Origin of the sequence: Collinsella sp. AM36-4AA (genome assembly GCF_003467795.1) — a bacterium.
GTDB lineage: Bacteria > Actinomycetota > Coriobacteriia > Coriobacteriales > Coriobacteriaceae > Collinsella.
Genome location: NZ_QSHS01000001.1, coordinates 35,942 through 52,298 on the forward strand (window position 1 = coordinate 35,942; position 16,357 = coordinate 52,298).

At 58.3% G+C, this 16,357-nt stretch carries 17 protein-coding genes; 8 read left to right on the forward strand and 9 right to left on the reverse strand.

Translation table 11 applies throughout. The annotated features are described in order from the left end of the window. The gene (locus DW850_RS00145) at positions 1–537 is read right to left on the reverse strand and encodes an HD domain-containing protein (RefSeq protein WP_117785900.1); all 537 of its coding nucleotides are present in this window, start codon (positions 535–537) and stop codon (positions 1–3) included. A gap of 228 nt (positions 538–765) precedes the next feature. Here DW850_RS00145 and DW850_RS00150 point away from each other — a divergent pair, with 228 nt between their 5' ends. The 6 genes from DW850_RS00150 to DW850_RS00175 all read left to right on the forward strand — a co-directional run bounded on the left by DW850_RS00150 (position 766) and on the right by DW850_RS00175 (position 7,299). After that, on the forward strand, positions 766–2,547 hold the full coding sequence (locus tag DW850_RS00150) for a 1-deoxy-D-xylulose-5-phosphate synthase (protein ID WP_117785901.1): 1,782 nt from the start codon (positions 766–768) through the stop codon (positions 2,545–2,547). 465 nt (positions 2,548–3,012) lie between these two features. After that, complete coding sequence (locus DW850_RS00155; RefSeq protein WP_117785902.1) at positions 3,013–4,008, forward strand: glutamate ABC transporter substrate-binding protein; 996 nt, start codon at positions 3,013–3,015, stop codon at positions 4,006–4,008. 138 nt (positions 4,009–4,146) lie between these two features. Then, positions 4,147–4,806, forward strand: coding sequence for an amino acid ABC transporter permease (locus DW850_RS00160; protein ID WP_022094657.1), 660 nt, complete (start codon positions 4,147–4,149; stop codon positions 4,804–4,806). Further along, the gene (locus DW850_RS00165) at positions 4,803–5,636 is read left to right on the forward strand and encodes an amino acid ABC transporter permease (RefSeq protein ID WP_117785903.1); all 834 of its coding nucleotides are present in this window, start codon (positions 4,803–4,805) and stop codon (positions 5,634–5,636) included. Before DW850_RS00160 ends, DW850_RS00165 begins: the two co-directional genes overlap by 4 nt. A gap of 36 nt (positions 5,637–5,672) precedes the next feature. Beyond that, positions 5,673–6,437, forward strand: a complete 765-nt coding sequence (locus DW850_RS00170; RefSeq protein WP_117584139.1) for an amino acid ABC transporter ATP-binding protein — start codon at positions 5,673–5,675, stop codon at positions 6,435–6,437. 52 nt (positions 6,438–6,489) lie between these two features. After that, entirely contained in the window at positions 6,490–7,299 is an 810-nt protein-coding gene (locus tag DW850_RS00175) for a gamma-glutamyl-gamma-aminobutyrate hydrolase family protein (protein ID WP_117785904.1), read from the forward strand. Positions 7,300–7,408: 109 nt separating this feature from the next. Here the strand turns inward: DW850_RS00175 and DW850_RS00180 are convergent, their stop codons facing one another. The 8 genes from DW850_RS00180 to DW850_RS00215 all read right to left on the reverse strand — a co-directional run bounded on the left by DW850_RS00180 (position 7,409) and on the right by DW850_RS00215 (position 14,337). After that, the gene (locus tag DW850_RS00180) at positions 7,409–8,227 is read right to left on the reverse strand and encodes a hypothetical protein (RefSeq protein ID WP_117584141.1); all 819 of its coding nucleotides are present in this window, start codon (positions 8,225–8,227) and stop codon (positions 7,409–7,411) included. Next, positions 8,211–9,035, reverse strand: a complete 825-nt coding sequence (locus DW850_RS00185) for a hypothetical protein (protein WP_117584142.1) — start codon at positions 9,033–9,035, stop codon at positions 8,211–8,213. Before DW850_RS00185 ends, DW850_RS00180 begins: the two co-directional genes overlap by 17 nt. After that, a complete protein-coding gene (locus DW850_RS00190; protein ID WP_117785905.1) occupies positions 9,032–9,793 on the reverse strand; it encodes an ABC transporter ATP-binding protein in 762 nt (253 codons plus the stop codon). Before DW850_RS00190 ends, DW850_RS00185 begins: the two co-directional genes overlap by 4 nt. A gap of 144 nt (positions 9,794–9,937) precedes the next feature. Beyond that, entirely contained in the window at positions 9,938–10,267 is a 330-nt protein-coding gene (locus DW850_RS00195; RefSeq protein WP_089572320.1) for a helix-turn-helix transcriptional regulator, read from the reverse strand. An 8-nt stretch (positions 10,268–10,275) separates the two neighbouring features. Next, entirely contained in the window at positions 10,276–10,815 is a 540-nt protein-coding gene (locus tag DW850_RS00200) for a hypothetical protein (RefSeq protein ID WP_147327752.1), read from the reverse strand. A gap of 251 nt (positions 10,816–11,066) precedes the next feature. Beyond that, positions 11,067–11,423, reverse strand: coding sequence for an Hpt domain-containing protein (locus DW850_RS00205; protein ID WP_117785906.1), 357 nt, complete (start codon positions 11,421–11,423; stop codon positions 11,067–11,069). 24 nt (positions 11,424–11,447) lie between these two features. Next, positions 11,448–13,328, reverse strand: coding sequence for a diguanylate cyclase (locus tag DW850_RS00210; protein WP_158565197.1), 1,881 nt, complete (start codon positions 13,326–13,328; stop codon positions 11,448–11,450). 211 nt (positions 13,329–13,539) lie between these two features. Further along, entirely contained in the window at positions 13,540–14,337 is a 798-nt protein-coding gene (locus DW850_RS00215) for an alpha/beta fold hydrolase (protein ID WP_117637637.1), read from the reverse strand. 225 nt (positions 14,338–14,562) lie between these two features. On the opposite strand from DW850_RS00215, the gene DW850_RS00220 reads away from it, so the two are divergent. Together DW850_RS00220 and map are read left to right on the forward strand one after the other, a co-directional pair. Beyond that, the gene (locus DW850_RS00220) at positions 14,563–15,339 is read left to right on the forward strand and encodes a radical SAM protein (RefSeq protein WP_117637636.1); all 777 of its coding nucleotides are present in this window, start codon (positions 14,563–14,565) and stop codon (positions 15,337–15,339) included. 92 nt (positions 15,340–15,431) lie between these two features. Further along, positions 15,432–16,319, forward strand: a complete 888-nt coding sequence (map, locus tag DW850_RS00225) for a type I methionyl aminopeptidase (protein WP_055286839.1) — start codon at positions 15,432–15,434, stop codon at positions 16,317–16,319. The last annotated feature ends 38 nt before the right edge of the window (positions 16,320–16,357 follow it).

The window sequence follows — 16,357 nt, forward strand, 5'->3', positions numbered from 1 at the left end:
CTACCCACTCCTCTTTTCGTTCGATTCGCTGTTCACGCCATCGTCAGCCTCGTCCTTGCGCCGCAGACGGCCGGCGACCGTCTCACGCAGCGCGCACCATTTATCGGCCAGGCACACAATCCATGCCTCACGACATGTCGGCGGCACCGGTACCAGCGGAAACATATGGCGCGCGATGATATTCCGCTCGCGCGACGTCAGCTCAAAATCTTCTTCCGCACGCGCCAGGGCAAAAAACGGGTGACGAAAGCCATGCAGTCGATGGCTTGGGTCGGGATCGTGCCAGTCATAGAGAAAGTAATCGTGCAGCAGGGCCCCGCGCAGCAGCGAGGCGCGGTCGACCGAAATGCCAGCACGGCCCAAGCACTCGGCAAAGGACAGGCTCGCCCGCGCTACCGAAGTCACGTGTGCATAGACCGTCACGTCGCCATGCTGGATAAACTCGTGCGTCAGGTCCAAGCGGCCCGCCTGGGCCAGCTGACGGGCGGCATCGTCGACCTCGTGCGCGATTTTCTCGGCACGAACGGCATCAGACATGCTGCCTCCTTCCAGCGGCTCACGGCGGCAAGCCACGGCCTGCACGCATTGAATAAAAACATCATCGAATCTACCAGTATGGCATCGGACAAAACGTTTTGCCCCGCCAGTTGGCGAATTACCGCGCCGCCGTCACATATCAAACGCCAAAATGTGCGAGACTGTTTTGTGCAATTGTGCCGGCCGAGGGAGCGCCGGCGCTCGATTCGCATGGAGTAACCCACAACGATGCTGCTTACGCAAACGACAACGCCCGAGGACGTCAAGGCTCTCGACCGCGCCGAGCTTCCGCTGCTCTGCGGCGAGATCCGCCACGCCATCCTCGAAAGCTCCGCCGCCGTCGGCGGACACGTTGCCCCCAACTTGGGCGTCGTTGAGCTTACGGTTGCGCTTCATCGCGTGTTTAACTCCCCCATCGACAAGATTGTCTTTGACGTTTCGCACCAGACCTACGCCCACAAGGCGCTGACTGGGCGCGCGTACACCTATATCGATCCGGAGCGTTATGGCGAGGCTTCTGGCTTTGCCAATCCCGACGAGTCCGAGCACGACCTGTTCGCCATGGGTCATACCTCCACATCGGTGAGCCTGGGCTGCGGCTTGGCACACGCCCGCGATTTGGCGGGCGACAGCTACAACGTCATTACCATCATTGGCGACGGTTCGCTTTCGGGCGGTCTGGCGTTTGAAGGCTTTAACAATGCCGCCGAGCTCGACAGCAACTTGATCATCGTCGTCAATGACAACGACCAGTCCATCGCCGAAAACCACGGTGGCCTGTATCGCAATCTGGCCGAGCTGCGCGCCAGCAACGGCACCTGCGAGCGCAACGTTTTCCGCGCCATGGGACTCGACTACCGCTATCTGGACGCCGGCAACGATGTGTTGGCCCTGGTCGACGCGTTGCAGGAGCTGCGCGATATCAATCATCCCATCGTGCTGCACGTCTCCACCGCAAAGGGCAAGGGCTTTGAGCCAGCCCAGAGCGACCCCGAGCGCTGGCATCATGTGGGTCCGTTTGACATGGCGACTGGGCGCAAGCTCTGCCCGGGCCATCCGAGCGAGCCTGCGCCGCGCACCTATGCCGATATTACGGGCGAGGCCCTGAGCGCTGCCATCGAGCGCGATCCGCAGGTTGTGGGCATCACGGCTGCCACGCCCTACATCATGGGCTTTACACCCGAGCTTCGCGCCGCGGCAGGCAAGCAGTTTGTCGACGTGGGCATTGCCGAGGAACACGCCGTGACCTTTGCCACCGCGCTCGCCCGCTCGGGTGCCAAGCCAGTCTTTGGTGTGTACGGCACGTTTTTGCAGCGCGCCTACGACGAACTGTGGCACGACCTGTGCCTCAACGACGCCCCCGCAACCATCCTGGTATTTGGCGCGTCGATCTTTGGCACCACATCCGAGACGCACCTCTCGTTCTTTGATATTTCCATGCTGAGCGGTCTTCCCAACATGCACTACTTGGCGCCGGCCTGTATGGAGGAATATCTGTCCATGCTGAGCTGGTCGCTCGATCACCGCGAGCATCCCGTGGCGATTCGCGTGCCGGGCATTGGCTTGGTAAGCCGCCCCGACTTGGCGCCTGCCGAGGACGCCGATTACGGCGCCGTTCATTACAACGTGGTGCGCCAGGGTCGCGACGTGGCCGTGCTCGCGCTTGGCGATTTCTTTGAGTTGGGCGAGCGCGTGGCAAACCGCTTGGCTGCCGAGTACGGCATCGAGGCCACGCTCGTCAACCCGCGCTATGCAACTGAGCTCGACCGTGAGTTCCTCGACAGCCTTGCCGCCGAGCATCGCGTTGTCGTCACTCTCGAGGACGGCATCTTGGACGGTGGCTGGGGCGAGCGTGTCGCGTGCTACTTGGCCTGCACGCCCGTGCGCACGCGCACCTTCGGCATCGCCAAGGGCTTCCCCGACCGCTACGACCCCAAAGAGTTGCTCGCTCAGAACGGCATGACGGTCGAGAACATGGCCGCCGAAGCCGTAAGGCTACTCAACGAGTAAGAAAACCTCCGCAAGGAAAGCACCCCTGCGGAGGTTTTTATTTTCGCGGCGCGATTATCTCGATCTGTAACATCTAGGGCCCGAATTCCCGTCTACCTGTTACAGATCTAGACAAACCGTCTTAGTCCCTGACCTTTGTCTCAATCTGTAACAGATAGAGACCTTTTGGCCGTCTAACTGTTACAGATTGAGACATTCGAATCCCCCTGAAGAGAAAATCTCAATCTGTAACAGTTACTCGGCAAAAATGGCTGCAGATGTTACAGATTGAGACAAAACAGTAAGGCATGCCGTTGCATCGGTCAAAACCACCACGAAGGTGCCTGTGAACCTGTCCCTTTTTGGTAGGTTGAATAACCCATAAGGTAAGTATGTTTCTGAGTTATTTCGTGTTGACCCATTTGAGCGCGATAGGGTATAACTCTACTCAACCGCTAGGGATTTTATTGAGAAAGGTGTTCTACCATGAGCAAGAACCTCTCCCAGCAGGTCGTTCTCGACCGCCGCGGCTTCGTCGCCGCCACCTTCGCAACCGTCGCCGGCCTTGGTCTTGCCGGCTGCTCCGACACCAGCGCCGAGGCCGACAAGGGTTCCGCCGCCGGCTCTTCCAAGAGCTCCGAAGATGCCGAGGCTTCCACCACGCTCGACGCTAAGGCATTCGACAAGCTCGTCGACAACGGCCCCAAGGCCGATGACGATGCCATCGCCGCCAGCACCTGGGCCACGGCCGTCAAGGACGCCGGTGTCTTTAAGATCGGTGGCGTTCAGACCTCCACGCTCTTCTCCCTCCTCAACGAGAAAGACGGTCAGACCCGCGGCTTCGACGCCGGTATCGCACAGCTTCTGTCCAACTACATTCTGGGCGAGAACAAGGTCGAGATCACCCAGGTGACCTCGGACACGCGCGAGTCCGTCCTGCAGAACGGCCAGGTCGACGCCGTCTTTGCCACCTACACCATCACTGACGATCGCAAGAAGCTCGTCTCCTTTGCCGGTCCCTACTACTACACCCAGCAGGCCATCCTGGTGCTCGCCGACAACGACGACATCAAGAGCGTCGACGACCTGGCCGACAAGAACGTCGCCGTCCAGTCCGGCTCCAACGGCCCTGCCATCCTGGAGGAGCTCGCTCCCAAGGCCAGCCAGCAGGAGTTCAAGACCGACGAGGAGGCCCGCCAGGCACTTCAGCAGGGCCGCGTTGACGCCTACGTCATCGACAACAACATGCAGCAGAGCGCCCTGGTCCGCGAGCCCGGTAAGTACAAGATTGCCGGCAAGCCCTTCGGCAGCAAGGAGCCCTATGGCATCGGTCTGCCGCTCGATTCCGACGGCGTTGCCTTTGTCAACGACTTCCTTAAGAAGATCGAGGACGATGGCACCTGGACTGAGCTGTGGCAGATCTGCATCGGCGACCGTACGGGCGACACCAATGTTCCCGAGCTGCCCGAGATCGGCGCCTAGGCAGCGAGCCTGGTAACGACCGCAACGAAACCATACGGAAACGCATGATGCGCTTTATTGCGGTAAACTGTTTCCTCACTGAGTTGTCGGGGCTTCCGTACACACGGGAGCCCCTTTCCTTACCGGCGGGAGGTCCGCATGAGTCTCTCCGAGCTCTGGTCGCTCTATGGCCAGAACTATATCGACGCACTGCTAGCAACCTGGGGCATGACGCTTGAGTCGTTTGCCATCGCCATGGTGCTGGCCGTCGCCGTCACCGTGATGCGCGTGTCGCCGCTCAAGCCGCTGCGCGTCTTTGGCGACCTGTATGTTCAGGTCTTCCGTAACATCCCCGGCATCGCGCTACTCATCATCGTCGTCTATGCGCTGCCGCCGCTCAAAGTCGTCCTGCCCTACCGCACCTGCGTTATCGTCGCCACGGTCCTTTTGGGCTCGGCCTTTGGCTCCGAGAACTTTATGAGCGGCATCAACACCGTCGGCGTCGGCCAGGTGGAAGCCGCCCGCTCGCTCGGCATGAGCTTCAGCCGCATCCTCGCCAAGATCGTGATTCCGCAGGCGCTGCGCTCGAGCGTATTGCCCATGACGAACCTCTTTATCGCCGTCATGCTCACCACCGCGCTCGGCAGCCAGGTGCCGCTTAAACCGCAGGAGCTCACCGGCGTGGTGAGCTACATCAACACGCGCTCGCTCGGCGGCGTCGCCGCGTTCTTTATCTCGGCGCTCGGCTACCTGGGCACGGCCTTTGTGGTGAGCCACATTGGCAACTACATCGATAAGAAGGTGAGGATCCTCCGATGAGCAAGCACTCCTCCCCCGCGCTCACCATGCGCGATGCGCTCTACGAGGCTCCCGGCCCCAAGATGCGCGCCAAGATTCGCATCGGCACCGCCATCTCGCTTGTTGCCGTCGCCGTGCTCGTCGCCCTCGTGTTGCAGCGCTTTTATGTGACCGGCCAGCTTTCGGTCCACTATTGGTATTTCTTTACGCACCTCACCACCTGGAAGTTCCTGCTTGCCGGCTTTGAGGGCACCGTTAAAGTCGCACTCACCGCCGGCGCCATTGCGCTGGTGCTGGGCTTAGCCCTTATGCTCGGCCGCACGAGCGACATCAAACCGCTACAGCTGGTCTGCCGTGTGCTTACCGACTTCTTCCGCGGCGTGCCGAGCCTGTTGTTCATCTACTTCTTCTTTTTGGTGCTGCCCCAGTACAAGATTGCGCTGCCGTCGTTTTGGATGCTCACGCTTCCTGTCGCGCTCGCCGCAGCCGGTGTACTGGCCGAGATTTTCCGCGCGGGCGTCAATGCCGTGCCGCGCGGTCAGGTCGAGGCAGCCCAGGCGCTCGGTCTCTCCAAAGCTAAAATCACCTTTAAAATCGTGTTGCCGCAGGCTATTCGGTTTATCATTCCGTCCTTGATTTCGCAGCTTGTGGTCGTAGTCAAGGACACCACCGTCGCCTATGTGGTGAGCTACCCCGACCTCATGCAAAACGCCCGCGTGCTCATTACCAACTACGACGCCCTCGTGTCGGTCTACCTGGTTATCGCGGTCATCTACATCCTCATCAACGTCGCGATCAACAAGGCCGCTGTCTATGTTTCGCACAAGACCGGCGCGACCATCATCCGCTAACGCTTTACCATTTCGAGTCATAAGGAGCCGAGCACCATGGCACAGAGCACTTCTTCTACCGGTAATCAGCCGCTGATCGAGCTCAAGCACGTCGATAAGCACTATGGCGATCTGCACGTCCTCAACGACATCAATCTCTCGGTCGACCGCGGCGAAGTCGTCGTCGTGATCGGCCCCTCGGGCTCGGGCAAGTCGACCATGTGCCGAACCATCAACCGCCTGGAAACCATCGACTCGGGCGAGATCCTCATCGAGGGCGAGCCTCTGCCGCAGGAAGGCAAGGATCTTGCCCGCATGCGCGCCGAGCTGGGCATGGTGTTTCAGCAGTTCAACCTGTTCGCGCATATGACGGTGCTGCAGAACGTCATGCTGGGGCCGGTCGACGTGCTGGGCGTGTCCAAGGAGGAAGCTCGTGAGCGCGCCATGGACCTGCTGAGCCGCGTGGGCGTTGCCGAACAGGCCGACAAGGTGCCCGCTCAGCTCTCGGGCGGCCAGCAGCAGCGCGTGGCCATTGCCCGCTCGCTCGCCATGCAGCCCAAGGCCATGCTCTTCGACGAGCCCACGAGTGCCCTTGACCCCGAGATGATCAACGAGGTGCTCGAGGTCATGGTCCGCCTGGCCCAGCAGGGCATGACGATGATCGTCATTACGCACGAGATGAACTTCGCCAGCCGCGTTGCCGACCGCGTCGTGTTTATGGCCGACGGCCAGATCGTGGAAACCGGCACGCCCGACGAGTTCTTCGACCATCCCCAGACCAAGCGCGCCCAAGACTTCCTCAACTCCATCAAGGGCCACTAGCCCAATTGCCATATCCGCTCGCCATGACCATCCAAACTCGAAAGCAACACCTATGATCGGAACTCGCACTTCATCGTCATACACCCCGCACGCCAACGTCGACCCCGCCGACCGTCCGCTCATCCTGGTGGCGCCGCGCTGGGAAGAGGCGAAGCCGTTTTTAAGCGAAACGCTCTCCCCCAACGAGGAAATCGCAAGTGTCTTTGTCGATGCCATCCTTGCCGCCGGCGGCCTGCCGCTGCAGATGTCCATCACCGAGGACATTGAGGTCATCCGTCATTACGTCGATATCGCCGACGGCATCGCCATTCCCGGCGGCCCCGATGTCAACCCCAAACGTTGGGGCGATGATCGACCCTACGACCCCACCCTCTGCTGCGAGATCCGCGATAGCTTTGAGTTTAAGCTGGTCGGCGAGGTACTCCGCGCCAAAAAGCCGCTCTTTACCACCTGCCGCGGCACGCAGTTGCTCAATGTCGCCACTGGCGGCACCCTGTGCATGGACGTGCCGAGCCTGGGCGCTCGCGAGGGCCGCACGCAGTGGCGCCATACCCACGTGCTCAACGACCCCGTGCATCCCGTCGAGGTCGTGCCGGGCTCGCTGTTGGAGCGCGCGCTTGGCGGGCACAGGCTGATCCAGACCAACTCCGCACACCACTGCTGCGTCGATCATCTGGGTAAGAGCACGCGTTTGGTCGCCAAGGCAACCGACGGCGTTCCCGAGTGCATCGAGGTCGAAGGCCAGCCATTCTGCTTGGGCGTGCAATGGCACCCTGAGTACACGTGGAAGACGCTCGAAACCGACTTTAACCTGTGGAAGTCGTTTGTCGAAGCAGCGGCCAAGGTAAAGCAGGCCCGCTAGCTCGCGAACCACTCAGGTTAAAGCCTCCTAAGCCAGGGGGGGCGGACACCAGCTACGGTGCCCGCCCCCTGTATTTGATATGCTCGGTATGATTATCCCTCGCAAACAATCAGAGAAATCTCGACCGCAATCGGTCGACAGTAAAGCAAATGGCAACAACGCTTGCTACGTTTATGAGACAGTCAATTAAAATCGAAATGCATTGACCATTCCCCAACGGGGTCACGCCGCAAATCCACATGAGCATCGAGGCTGGAAGCGGAAGCATGGAATTGGCCCCGATCTGTATGTAGATCGCTACGACGTTGACAAGCAACAGCATGCCAATCGGACCGAAGCCGGACCCAAAATAGGAAACAACGATTACGCAAGAAACCACGTATGCAAGGCAGGCAGCGGCAGCAAGAACAAGTCGATAGCAAAATACATGCAAGTTGAAATACTGCTGAGCATCCAAAACGATCGCGCAGTTAAGACAGTACAAAACGACACTCGTCAGGATAAACGCGCCCAAAAGGGCAAAAGAAGACAGCACCACTCGCGCAACGATAGCGCACACACGCTTCCCTCCCCGAGCCTCCGACAGCCCCCACGGTTCCTCAATAAAGTCCGAACTGACAAAGCGCGGCACAATGCAAGCCGCGATGAACGGAAAGAACAATGCATGAGCCAACGGAGCCACGTTGAACAGCAGGCCGCGAAAAACCTCTGCATTACCAAATAGAAGGGCATCCTCTGCCGATAGCCGAAGCGTCGGGTCTGGGAAAAAGCCCAAGAAGCTGTTCTCACGGAGGCTACAGAACCACATCGGGAAAGAATTAAGCTGCAATACCACCATGCACGCATAAATTACCAGGATTAAGGCGTACGCCCATTTGCTCACATGCTTCAATTCTGACTGGAGAAGTCTTTTAATCTGACGAGCCATTGAGCACACCCCCAGCGCGAAAGCTCAAGAGAGCGTAAATCAATACCGATAGACAGCTGGCTGCCACGCCATATCCCAGAAGCGTCAGCTGCCCCATATCGCTATACCCAAGGGCACATCCGACTCCAAGGTACGGCCCCGGAAGGAAGAAGATCCATCGCAAGGATGGTATAGGTGCCTGAAGGAAGGCTCCGTAGAGCGTCAAGCTCATGACAAATCCGACTATCACCACGGCCCCACTCAATACAGCGCTGCCCGTTATCCGATAGATGGTCACCGTCTCCAGCGCAACCGATATCACCAATACGGCGTTGACTATCATTGCAGGCAAAAATACAGTTAGTATGTTGTGCGAGTAGTTATGCCCTCCACGTATTATGGCTATTGCAAAAAGAAGAAGGCAAAGCGCGCTATACGCTGCGCCAATTATTAAAGCAGACGAAAATGCATGGGCTAGAGCCCCATAAAAGCGGTTGAGACCTCTTGCCGAAGAAATTCGGTGCCCCTCTTTATAGCCATGCTCCTGTAAAAGCACCAAACAAACGATGAGTGGAACGAACAGGGATGTACCGGCAAAAGCGCTGCGCGCAAGGGACTCATCAGGCGCAGAAGGATCGATTGCATTCCAGAGGAAACCAATATCCTCCCCACAAACGCCATAGCCAAAGGCGAGCAACGTTGTTCCGTTTTTTAGAAAGATGCCGAAGAGAAGGCCGAACGCCAGCATAAGCGCAAGACCAAACTTCGCCGGAAATATCCTGTGCAAACGCATCATATCTGCCTTTATGGGATGGATCGCCCGCTTCATAGCGAGACCGCCTTCATCAAGCGCCTGTAATACTCTTTTAGGGATGGCGCCTCATCCCTTATGACGTCCATCGATTCCTTTTTTAGCAGTTCACCGTCATGAAGAAACAGGCAGCTTGTTGCAACCGATGCCAGCTCATCCAAGTCGTGGCTAGAGATAAGCATGGTTTTGCCCTGCTCCCGATTCAATCGACCGATAAGGGCCCATATACTCTCGATGCCCAACGGATCCAATCCATTTGCCGGCTCATCGAAAATTAGTACGTCGGTGTCGCCCAATAAAGCCGTAGCTATATCCAGTCGCCGTTTCATTCCCAGAGAAAAACTGCTCACGCTCTTTTTCTCATCGACGTCCAGCCCGACTAGGCCCAAGACGCGAGGAACCTCACGTTTCTCATCGAGTCCCCATTCCGCACATCGGATCCGAAGATTCTCAGCCGCACTGAGGGATTGGTATGCTCCGCAGGAATCTGGCACATAGCCGACACGCGTCCGCATCAAGCTCAGCTCTTTTTTCGACTTGCCTCCAAAGAGCTCCACGCTCCCCGACGATGGCTCACAGAGGCCCAGCACTATTTTATTAAGCGTGCTTTTGCCCGCCCCGTTTGCACCAACAAGGGCGCAAAGCTCAGACTGATCCACCTCGAAGGAAACGTCATGCAAAACGCGGCGCCTCCCATAGCGCTTTGACACCCTTGATAGCCTTATCGTCGATGCGTTCATTGGCCTCCCGTTCCGCTTGATAGCAAAACCGCTCATATCGTTCCTTCTTTACTTTATCGTTTTCCATAGTTGTTATTGTTTTTCGATAACTCATATTTGCCAAGATAATCTAAAAGAAAGAACCCGTGTTAGACACGGGTCCCTTCACGCTGATATTTCGTTTTAGTTGTTCGCCTTAAGCTACTCGTCGCTCAAATCGACAGCAAAGACTGATGTCGGAAGCGACGCCTCATTGCCTCCGCCGTCCCGCATCTGCCTCACAACGTTTTTTGCACGCTCAACAATAAGCTCCTCAAGCTCTTTCTCACTCACGCGCTGAATAATATCTCCCGGTTGACAATCAAGCTCATCACAGATATCGAGGAGCGTCTTTAGGCGAATAGCTTTTATCTTTCCGTTTCTAAGCTTTGAAATATTAGCCGGAGTATGCCCCGTCGCCCGAATCAGATCAGCACTGGTCTTTCCGGTCTTAAGCAGCTGCGTCTCAAGCTCGATGATGAGATAGCTCATGTTTCCTCCTACACAAGCTCGTCAGACTGCTCTTGGAGCAGCGAGGCATAACTCCAGATCGCCGAGATAAATAAACAGACAACTGCGCCGATAAACGACCCCGCATCAAAGGTAGCGCCTTGGCAAATCTCAATAACGAAGGAATGAGGCACGATGTAAAGCTCCAGTCCGCCAATGGTGAGATTGACCGATCCATAGGCACCAACAAGCGAAACCGCGGCGTTAACAGCAAAGGCAAGCGCGAGAACACGGATAAGCCGCACATGCGTCTTGGTAAAGGGCGAGACGCCTCGCGAGATGTTACGGCTGATCCCGCACAGAACGACAAGCGAAATACCCATAACAAGCGCCATGCACAGTCCGCTTGGGATAACGATGCACCCGCCATCGAGAAGCGTCACGACACCGAAAGAATCGACAGAAGCAACGTTTGCAACCGCATACCAGATCACGTAAACAACCAACGCGGCAAAAGCGACGAGCATCCCTGCAAAAACGGCTGCCATGCAAAAACCGAGCTTCCTGATATTTTCGCCCGCCTTGGCCATACGCTGAACGCTGTTGGACATACACTCACCCTCATCGACTCTATCGTTATTCGAACGGTTTATCGAACAACGATATGGATTGCATGCGGAAAGCCCCGACAGTGTGCATAGGCAATTCACTAATCAGAAGAGGTGAGCGTGGATTTTTGGACACGTATCGAACGAGCGTGGATAATCTCCCACTTTGAGGCCGCCACCGGGCCTAAAACGGGAGATTATCCACGCTCATAGTCATCAAGGCTCACAGCCTCTTACTCGGCCGCCTCGCGCAGAGCCGACATCGTAGCCGCATATTGCTGCTGCAACGCATGCATCCCCTCGCGGGCGCCGTCAACGGCATCAGCGCCGCACAGCGCTTCGGTTACCACGACCGCCGGCTCGTACAGATTATCGAATCCCAGGTTCTGGCTCACGCCCTTGAGCGTGTGCGCTGCCATAAACGCACTCTCGGCGTCTCCTGCCGCCATGGCAGCCTCCAGCTTGTCCATGCTCTCGTCATCCAAAAACTTGAGGGCAAAGCGGGCAAGCATTTCCCCGCCCATCAGCCGAGCGCACGCGTCGTCATAATTAGCGCCGATCTTCTCATACGCCTCACGCATGGAAATCATGGATTAAAAACTCCTTTGGTCAAACTAAATCGTGGGAAACGCGACGACGTCGGCGGGGCGTGCCAACGTCTCGGCAATTTGGTCTTGCACCTCGAGCAGGCAATCGAGCAGCAGCGGGTTAAAGGTGCCGCACTTACCGTCCAGGATCATCTGGATCGCCTCCTCGTGCGGGATAGCGTCCTTGTACACGCGCACGCTCGTCAGTGCATCGTACACGTCAGCCACCGAAACCACCTGCGCGGCGATGGGAATTTCGTCGCCCTTAAGGCCATCGGGATAACCCTTGCCGTCCCAGCGCTCGTGATGCCAACGCGCAATCTGGTACGCATATTCCATAAGCGCATTGCCGGCGTGATGGCTGCCCAGCTCGAGCAGCATGTTGGCGCCAATCGTGGTATGCGTCTTCATAATCTCGAATTCCTCGGGCGTGAGGCGCCCGGGCTTGTTGAGGATCGCATCGTCAATCGACATCTTGCCGATATCGTGCAGCGCCGAAGCCAGGGCGATCGTGGAGCGTTCCTCATTGTCGAGGGAGATCGTGCCGCTACGCTGGACCAGATAGCCAAGCAGCAGCTCGGTCAGCTTTTCGATGTTCGTAACGTGCCTACCGCTCTCGCCGTTGCGAAGCTCCATGACGCCGGCCATGATGTCGATGAGCATGCGACTGTTCTTGACGCGCTCGTTGTACTGTTGGGACAGCAGGTTCGTCAGGCGGCGCTGTTTGGCGTACAGGCGGATGGTGTTGCTTACGCGGCGGCGCACGACACGGGAGTCAAACGGGCGGTTGATATAGTCCGAGGCGCCCAGCTCGTACGCGCGCAGAACCGCATCATCGGAATCTTCGCTCGAAATCATGATGACAGGCAGATTATCGATACCCGATCGGCGCGACAGATCGGCCAGCACCTCAAAGCCGCTTATGCCCGGCATCACAATGTCCAGCAGCACGAGCGACAACTCATCGCCATAGCGGTCGACCATGTCGAGCGCCGCACGACCGTTATCGGCCTCGAGGATGCAATGCTCGTCCTTGAGCATCTCGCTGAGAATGGCTCGGTTCATCTCGGAGTCATCGGCGATAAGCACCAAAGGCTTTTCGCTTTGGAAGGCCTCGATGGAATCGGCATCGGTCACGACCGTACCGGCTTTTGCCTTAGCGCGGCTCAGTAACTGAGCAGCGCGGCCAACGCCCTCATCGACCGTCTCGCCATGAATGCGAACGCCACCAACACATGCCGTCAAGCTCACGTACTCATGGCCCGGAATAATCGTGGAATGAACGGCATCGGACACCTGATGCAGGCGACGGGTGAAGTCATCGGAGGGAATATTGGGCATGACAACCACAAACTTGTCGCAGCCATAGCGCACAAGCTCGTCAGTCGAACGGATTCCGCTGCGTATGGCTGTCGCCACAGCACCGAGCGCAAGGTCGCCGGCATGACGGCCACACGTATCGTTGAAGACCCTAAAATCATCAAGGTCGATCACCGCAACGCCGGCATTCACGCGGGTGCTACGGAGCTTTTCCTCGTAATATCGGCGATTGCGCACATTCGTCAGCACGTCGGTGTAGACAAGGTCCTCTTCTGCGGCCTCTTGCTCATCGATCGGACGCACCATCAGCAAGACGTGAGGCTCGCCCTCGACCTTCAAAGGGCGTAGACGGGCGCGGTACTCAGTGCCATCATTGAGCAGTTGCTCCGACACCTCATCGGAGTCTGCCAAAGCCTCAAGACTTGACTGACGCAGACAAGGACACCGATCACCGGCGAGCAGGCAGTTAGGCTCACTCTTAATCTGATCGGCCGACAGCAAACGCACCACGGGGTAGGTCTTCGCGACACGGGCGACCTCGGCGGCAGCCTCCTCGTCGGTTAGATTGACCTCGTGATTATTGAGCATATGGGGCCCTTTCGATAGTTTCGCATGGTAGCGGTGGGTTCCAAATGTTACAAGGGTAACACCTTGCCGATGCAGGTAAGCACGTGAATGCTGCCACATTCTTATGAGTTGGCAGACGGCGCGATTGAAGCCGCAGACGCGAGGTTTTGAGCACGTTTGTTAATACGGCCGAAACGTTTGCGGATGAAGCCTGCTTTGGCTATTGCGGATGCTAGAGCCCCAGGATGCCACGGACAGCCCGGGCAGCCGCTGCCGGGCGATCGCGCAGACCGTTATGCGCGCCCGGGATCGTCACGAGAGGGCAATCGAGATATTCGGCAGCCGCTCGCGTGCCAGCCTCGCGGGGCGTGCCAATCGAGAGCTCGCCTAGGAGCACGGCGGCCACCGTTTTCGACGCGCGAACGCTATCCCAATCGGGAACGCAGGTCATAGTAATCCCGTATTCGTTTGCCATGAAACTGCGGCCGTTGCGCAGGGCATGCTTGGCTTCTGCCTCGGTCGTTCCAGGAGCCTCGGGGTCCAAGTCGCCGAGGGCTCCCAAGAAAAGCCGGAGCGCCCTTGAAACCTTTCCAGCCGCAATCATATCGAGCAAAACCGGAGCTGCGCCCATGCCGACGCCTTCGGCCGACACAGCCGGCTCATGCAGAATCGCACGGGCGACGAGATGGGGTTCAGTGCGAAGAAGCTCCAGCGCCACCAACGTACCGGCGCTGTGCGCAAGCACATTTGTCGGAGCGCCAACGTGTTCGATCACGGCCTGCAGGTCGGCGGCCTGAGCGGCAAGATCATAGCTGCCGTCTGCCGCTTCGCTGCTGCCACCACAGCCGCGGCGGTCGTAGGCAATGACGCGGTAGTCACAGGCGAGCTCGCGGGCGATACCGTCAAAAAAGACGCCGTCAACACAAGCGCCGTGCACGCACACCAAGGCAGGAGTATCAGGCGACACATCCGGGCCGGCATATTCGCGACAGGCAATCGTGGTGCCCGCATTCTCGACCGTAAAATCCATGTTGTGCCCCCATCATCAATGCTCATCCAGTTGCACGTCAGCACGGTTGGATGGACCCGCATTGCTTTACGCCTTGTTAACAGATTAACTGTACCCGACCCGAGGCTTTTCATGGCACGGCATCATGAGCGACGTGAAAAAACGAAACTTGTAAAGCAAGAGCCCACACCTTGCTTTGGAGCCGATGCTATGCTTAGGCACAATTGTCTTGAGGAGCATATGCCTATGTCTACGTTTTTGAATGCCAGCCCCATCTTTGGGCCCGTTCGCAGCCGTCGCCTTGGTCTCTCGCTCGGCGTCAACATGATGCCGGCCAGCGGCAAAATCTGCACGTTCGACTGCATCTACTGCGAGAACGGCCTCAACGCCGAGCGCCCCTGCCATGAGCCGTATAACACGGCTGCCGTGGTACTCGAAGCGCTCGAGGCAAAGCTGCGCGAGATGGCAGCCGAGGGCGAGCCCCCCGATGTAATCACCTTCGCAGGCAACGGCGAGCCCACCGCCGCACCGGAGTTTCCACAGGCCATCGCCGGCGCCGTCGCGCTGCGCGATCAGCTAGCCCCCAACACCAAGATTGCCGTGCTTTCCAACGGCACGCGCGCCGACCAGCCCGCTGTGCACGATGCGCTCATGATGGTCGACGACAACATTCTTAAGCTCGATACCGTCGACCCGGCGTTTATCCAGCTGCTCGACCAGCCCGTTGGCCCCTATGACGTCGAGCACCAGATCGAGACGTTCGCAGGCTTTAACGGTCATGTCATTATCCAGACGATGTTTTTGAGCGGTGAGTACCGGGGCAAGTCTCTCGATAACACCGGCGAGGAGTACGTCGGCCCTTGGCTCGCGGCGCTCGAGCGCATTCGTCCGCAGGAGGCGACCATCTACACGGTCGCGCGCGAGACACCAGTCGCCGGCCTTGCCAAAGCAGCGCCCGAGGTGCTCGACGCCATTGCCGCGCGCGTGCGCGCCCTCGGTATTCCCTGCCAGGTGAGCTACTAGCGCGGCCGCCCGCCAGCAGCTAAATTAGCCCCATCCCAAATGAGCTGGTCTGCGGGTGGGCTATACTAGCTGCGGATGAAAGGAAGTTAGCCATGTATGACAAAGGACCCGTGCCCGGCCGCAACGACGCTTGCTGGTGCGGCAGCGGCAAGAAATACAAGAAATGCCATAGCGCCTTTGATGAGCGCCTCGAGCGCTTGTGGGAAGAAGGCTGGGAGGTTCTGCCTCGCACGCTCTACAAGACTCCCGCCGATATCGAGGGCATCAAGCGCTCGGCAGCCATCAACGTGGGCGTGCTCGATTATGTGGGCGAGCATATCGCCGCAGGCATGACCACCAACCAGATCGACCAGATGATCTACGACTACACCGTCGAGCACGGTGGCACGCCGGCCGACCTCAACTACGAGGGCTACCCCAAGAGCGTGTGCACCTCGATCAATGATGTGGTCTGCCACGGCATTCCCTGCGATACGGACGTGCTGCACGAGGGCGACATCATCAACGTGGACTGTTCCACGATCCTAGACGGCTACTTTAGCGACTCGAGCCGCATGTTCTGCATCGGCGAGGTCTCGGCCGAGCGCCAGCGCCTGGTCGATGTCACCCGCGCCAGCGTGGAAGCGGGTCTGGCGGCCGTCAAGCCATGGCTGCCACTGTCCGTTATGGCCGAGGCCGTGCAAAAGACCGTCGAGGACGCCGGTTTTAGCGTGGTGCGCGAGTACGGCGGACACGGCATCGGTAAGGAGTTCCACGAAGACCCATTTGTGGGCTTTACCACCGAGGCGCCCGATGTGGATACCATCATGGCCCCGGGCATGGTCTTTACCATCGAGCCTATGGTCAATGCCGGAGCGCCCGACATCAAGATTAGCAAGGGCGACGGCTGGTGCGTGCGCACCAAGGACGGCAGCGATTCGGCCCAGTGCGAGGTACAGCTCGTGGTGACCGAGGACGGCTACGAACTGCTCAGCTGGTAGCCGTGGATGCGCCGGGCTACGCGATGGATATGTTAACC

Bases quoted from the DNA above. Each gene is read 5' to 3' on its own strand.
- DW850_RS00145 (WP_117785900.1), bottom strand. From the start codon at position 537: ATGTCTGATGCCGTTCGTGCCGAGAAAATCGCGCACGAGGTCGACGAT.
- DW850_RS00150 (WP_117785901.1), top strand. From the start codon at position 766: ATGCTGCTTACGCAAACGACAACGCCCGAGGACGTCAAGGCTCTCGAC.
- DW850_RS00155 (WP_117785902.1), top strand. From the start codon at position 3,013: ATGAGCAAGAACCTCTCCCAGCAGGTCGTTCTCGACCGCCGCGGCTTC.
- DW850_RS00160 (WP_022094657.1), top strand. From the start codon at position 4,147: ATGAGTCTCTCCGAGCTCTGGTCGCTCTATGGCCAGAACTATATCGAC.
- DW850_RS00165 (WP_117785903.1), top strand. From the start codon at position 4,803: ATGAGCAAGCACTCCTCCCCCGCGCTCACCATGCGCGATGCGCTCTAC.
- DW850_RS00170 (WP_117584139.1), top strand. From the start codon at position 5,673: ATGGCACAGAGCACTTCTTCTACCGGTAATCAGCCGCTGATCGAGCTC.
- DW850_RS00175 (WP_117785904.1), top strand. From the start codon at position 6,490: ATGATCGGAACTCGCACTTCATCGTCATACACCCCGCACGCCAACGTC.
- DW850_RS00180 (WP_117584141.1), bottom strand. From the start codon at position 8,227: ATGGCTCGTCAGATTAAAAGACTTCTCCAGTCAGAATTGAAGCATGTG.
- DW850_RS00185 (WP_117584142.1), bottom strand. From the start codon at position 9,035: ATGAAGCGGGCGATCCATCCCATAAAGGCAGATATGATGCGTTTGCAC.
- DW850_RS00190 (WP_117785905.1), bottom strand. From the start codon at position 9,793: ATGAGCGGTTTTGCTATCAAGCGGAACGGGAGGCCAATGAACGCATCG.
- DW850_RS00195 (WP_089572320.1), bottom strand. From the start codon at position 10,267: ATGAGCTATCTCATCATCGAGCTTGAGACGCAGCTGCTTAAGACCGGA.
- DW850_RS00200 (WP_147327752.1), bottom strand. From the start codon at position 10,815: ATGGCCAAGGCGGGCGAAAATATCAGGAAGCTCGGTTTTTGCATGGCA.
- DW850_RS00205 (WP_117785906.1), bottom strand. From the start codon at position 11,423: ATGATTTCCATGCGTGAGGCGTATGAGAAGATCGGCGCTAATTATGAC.
- DW850_RS00210 (WP_158565197.1), bottom strand. From the start codon at position 13,328: ATGCTCAATAATCACGAGGTCAATCTAACCGACGAGGAGGCTGCCGCC.
- DW850_RS00215 (WP_117637637.1), bottom strand. From the start codon at position 14,337: ATGGATTTTACGGTCGAGAATGCGGGCACCACGATTGCCTGTCGCGAA.
- DW850_RS00220 (WP_117637636.1), top strand. From the start codon at position 14,563: ATGTCTACGTTTTTGAATGCCAGCCCCATCTTTGGGCCCGTTCGCAGC.
- map (WP_055286839.1), top strand. From the start codon at position 15,432: ATGTATGACAAAGGACCCGTGCCCGGCCGCAACGACGCTTGCTGGTGC.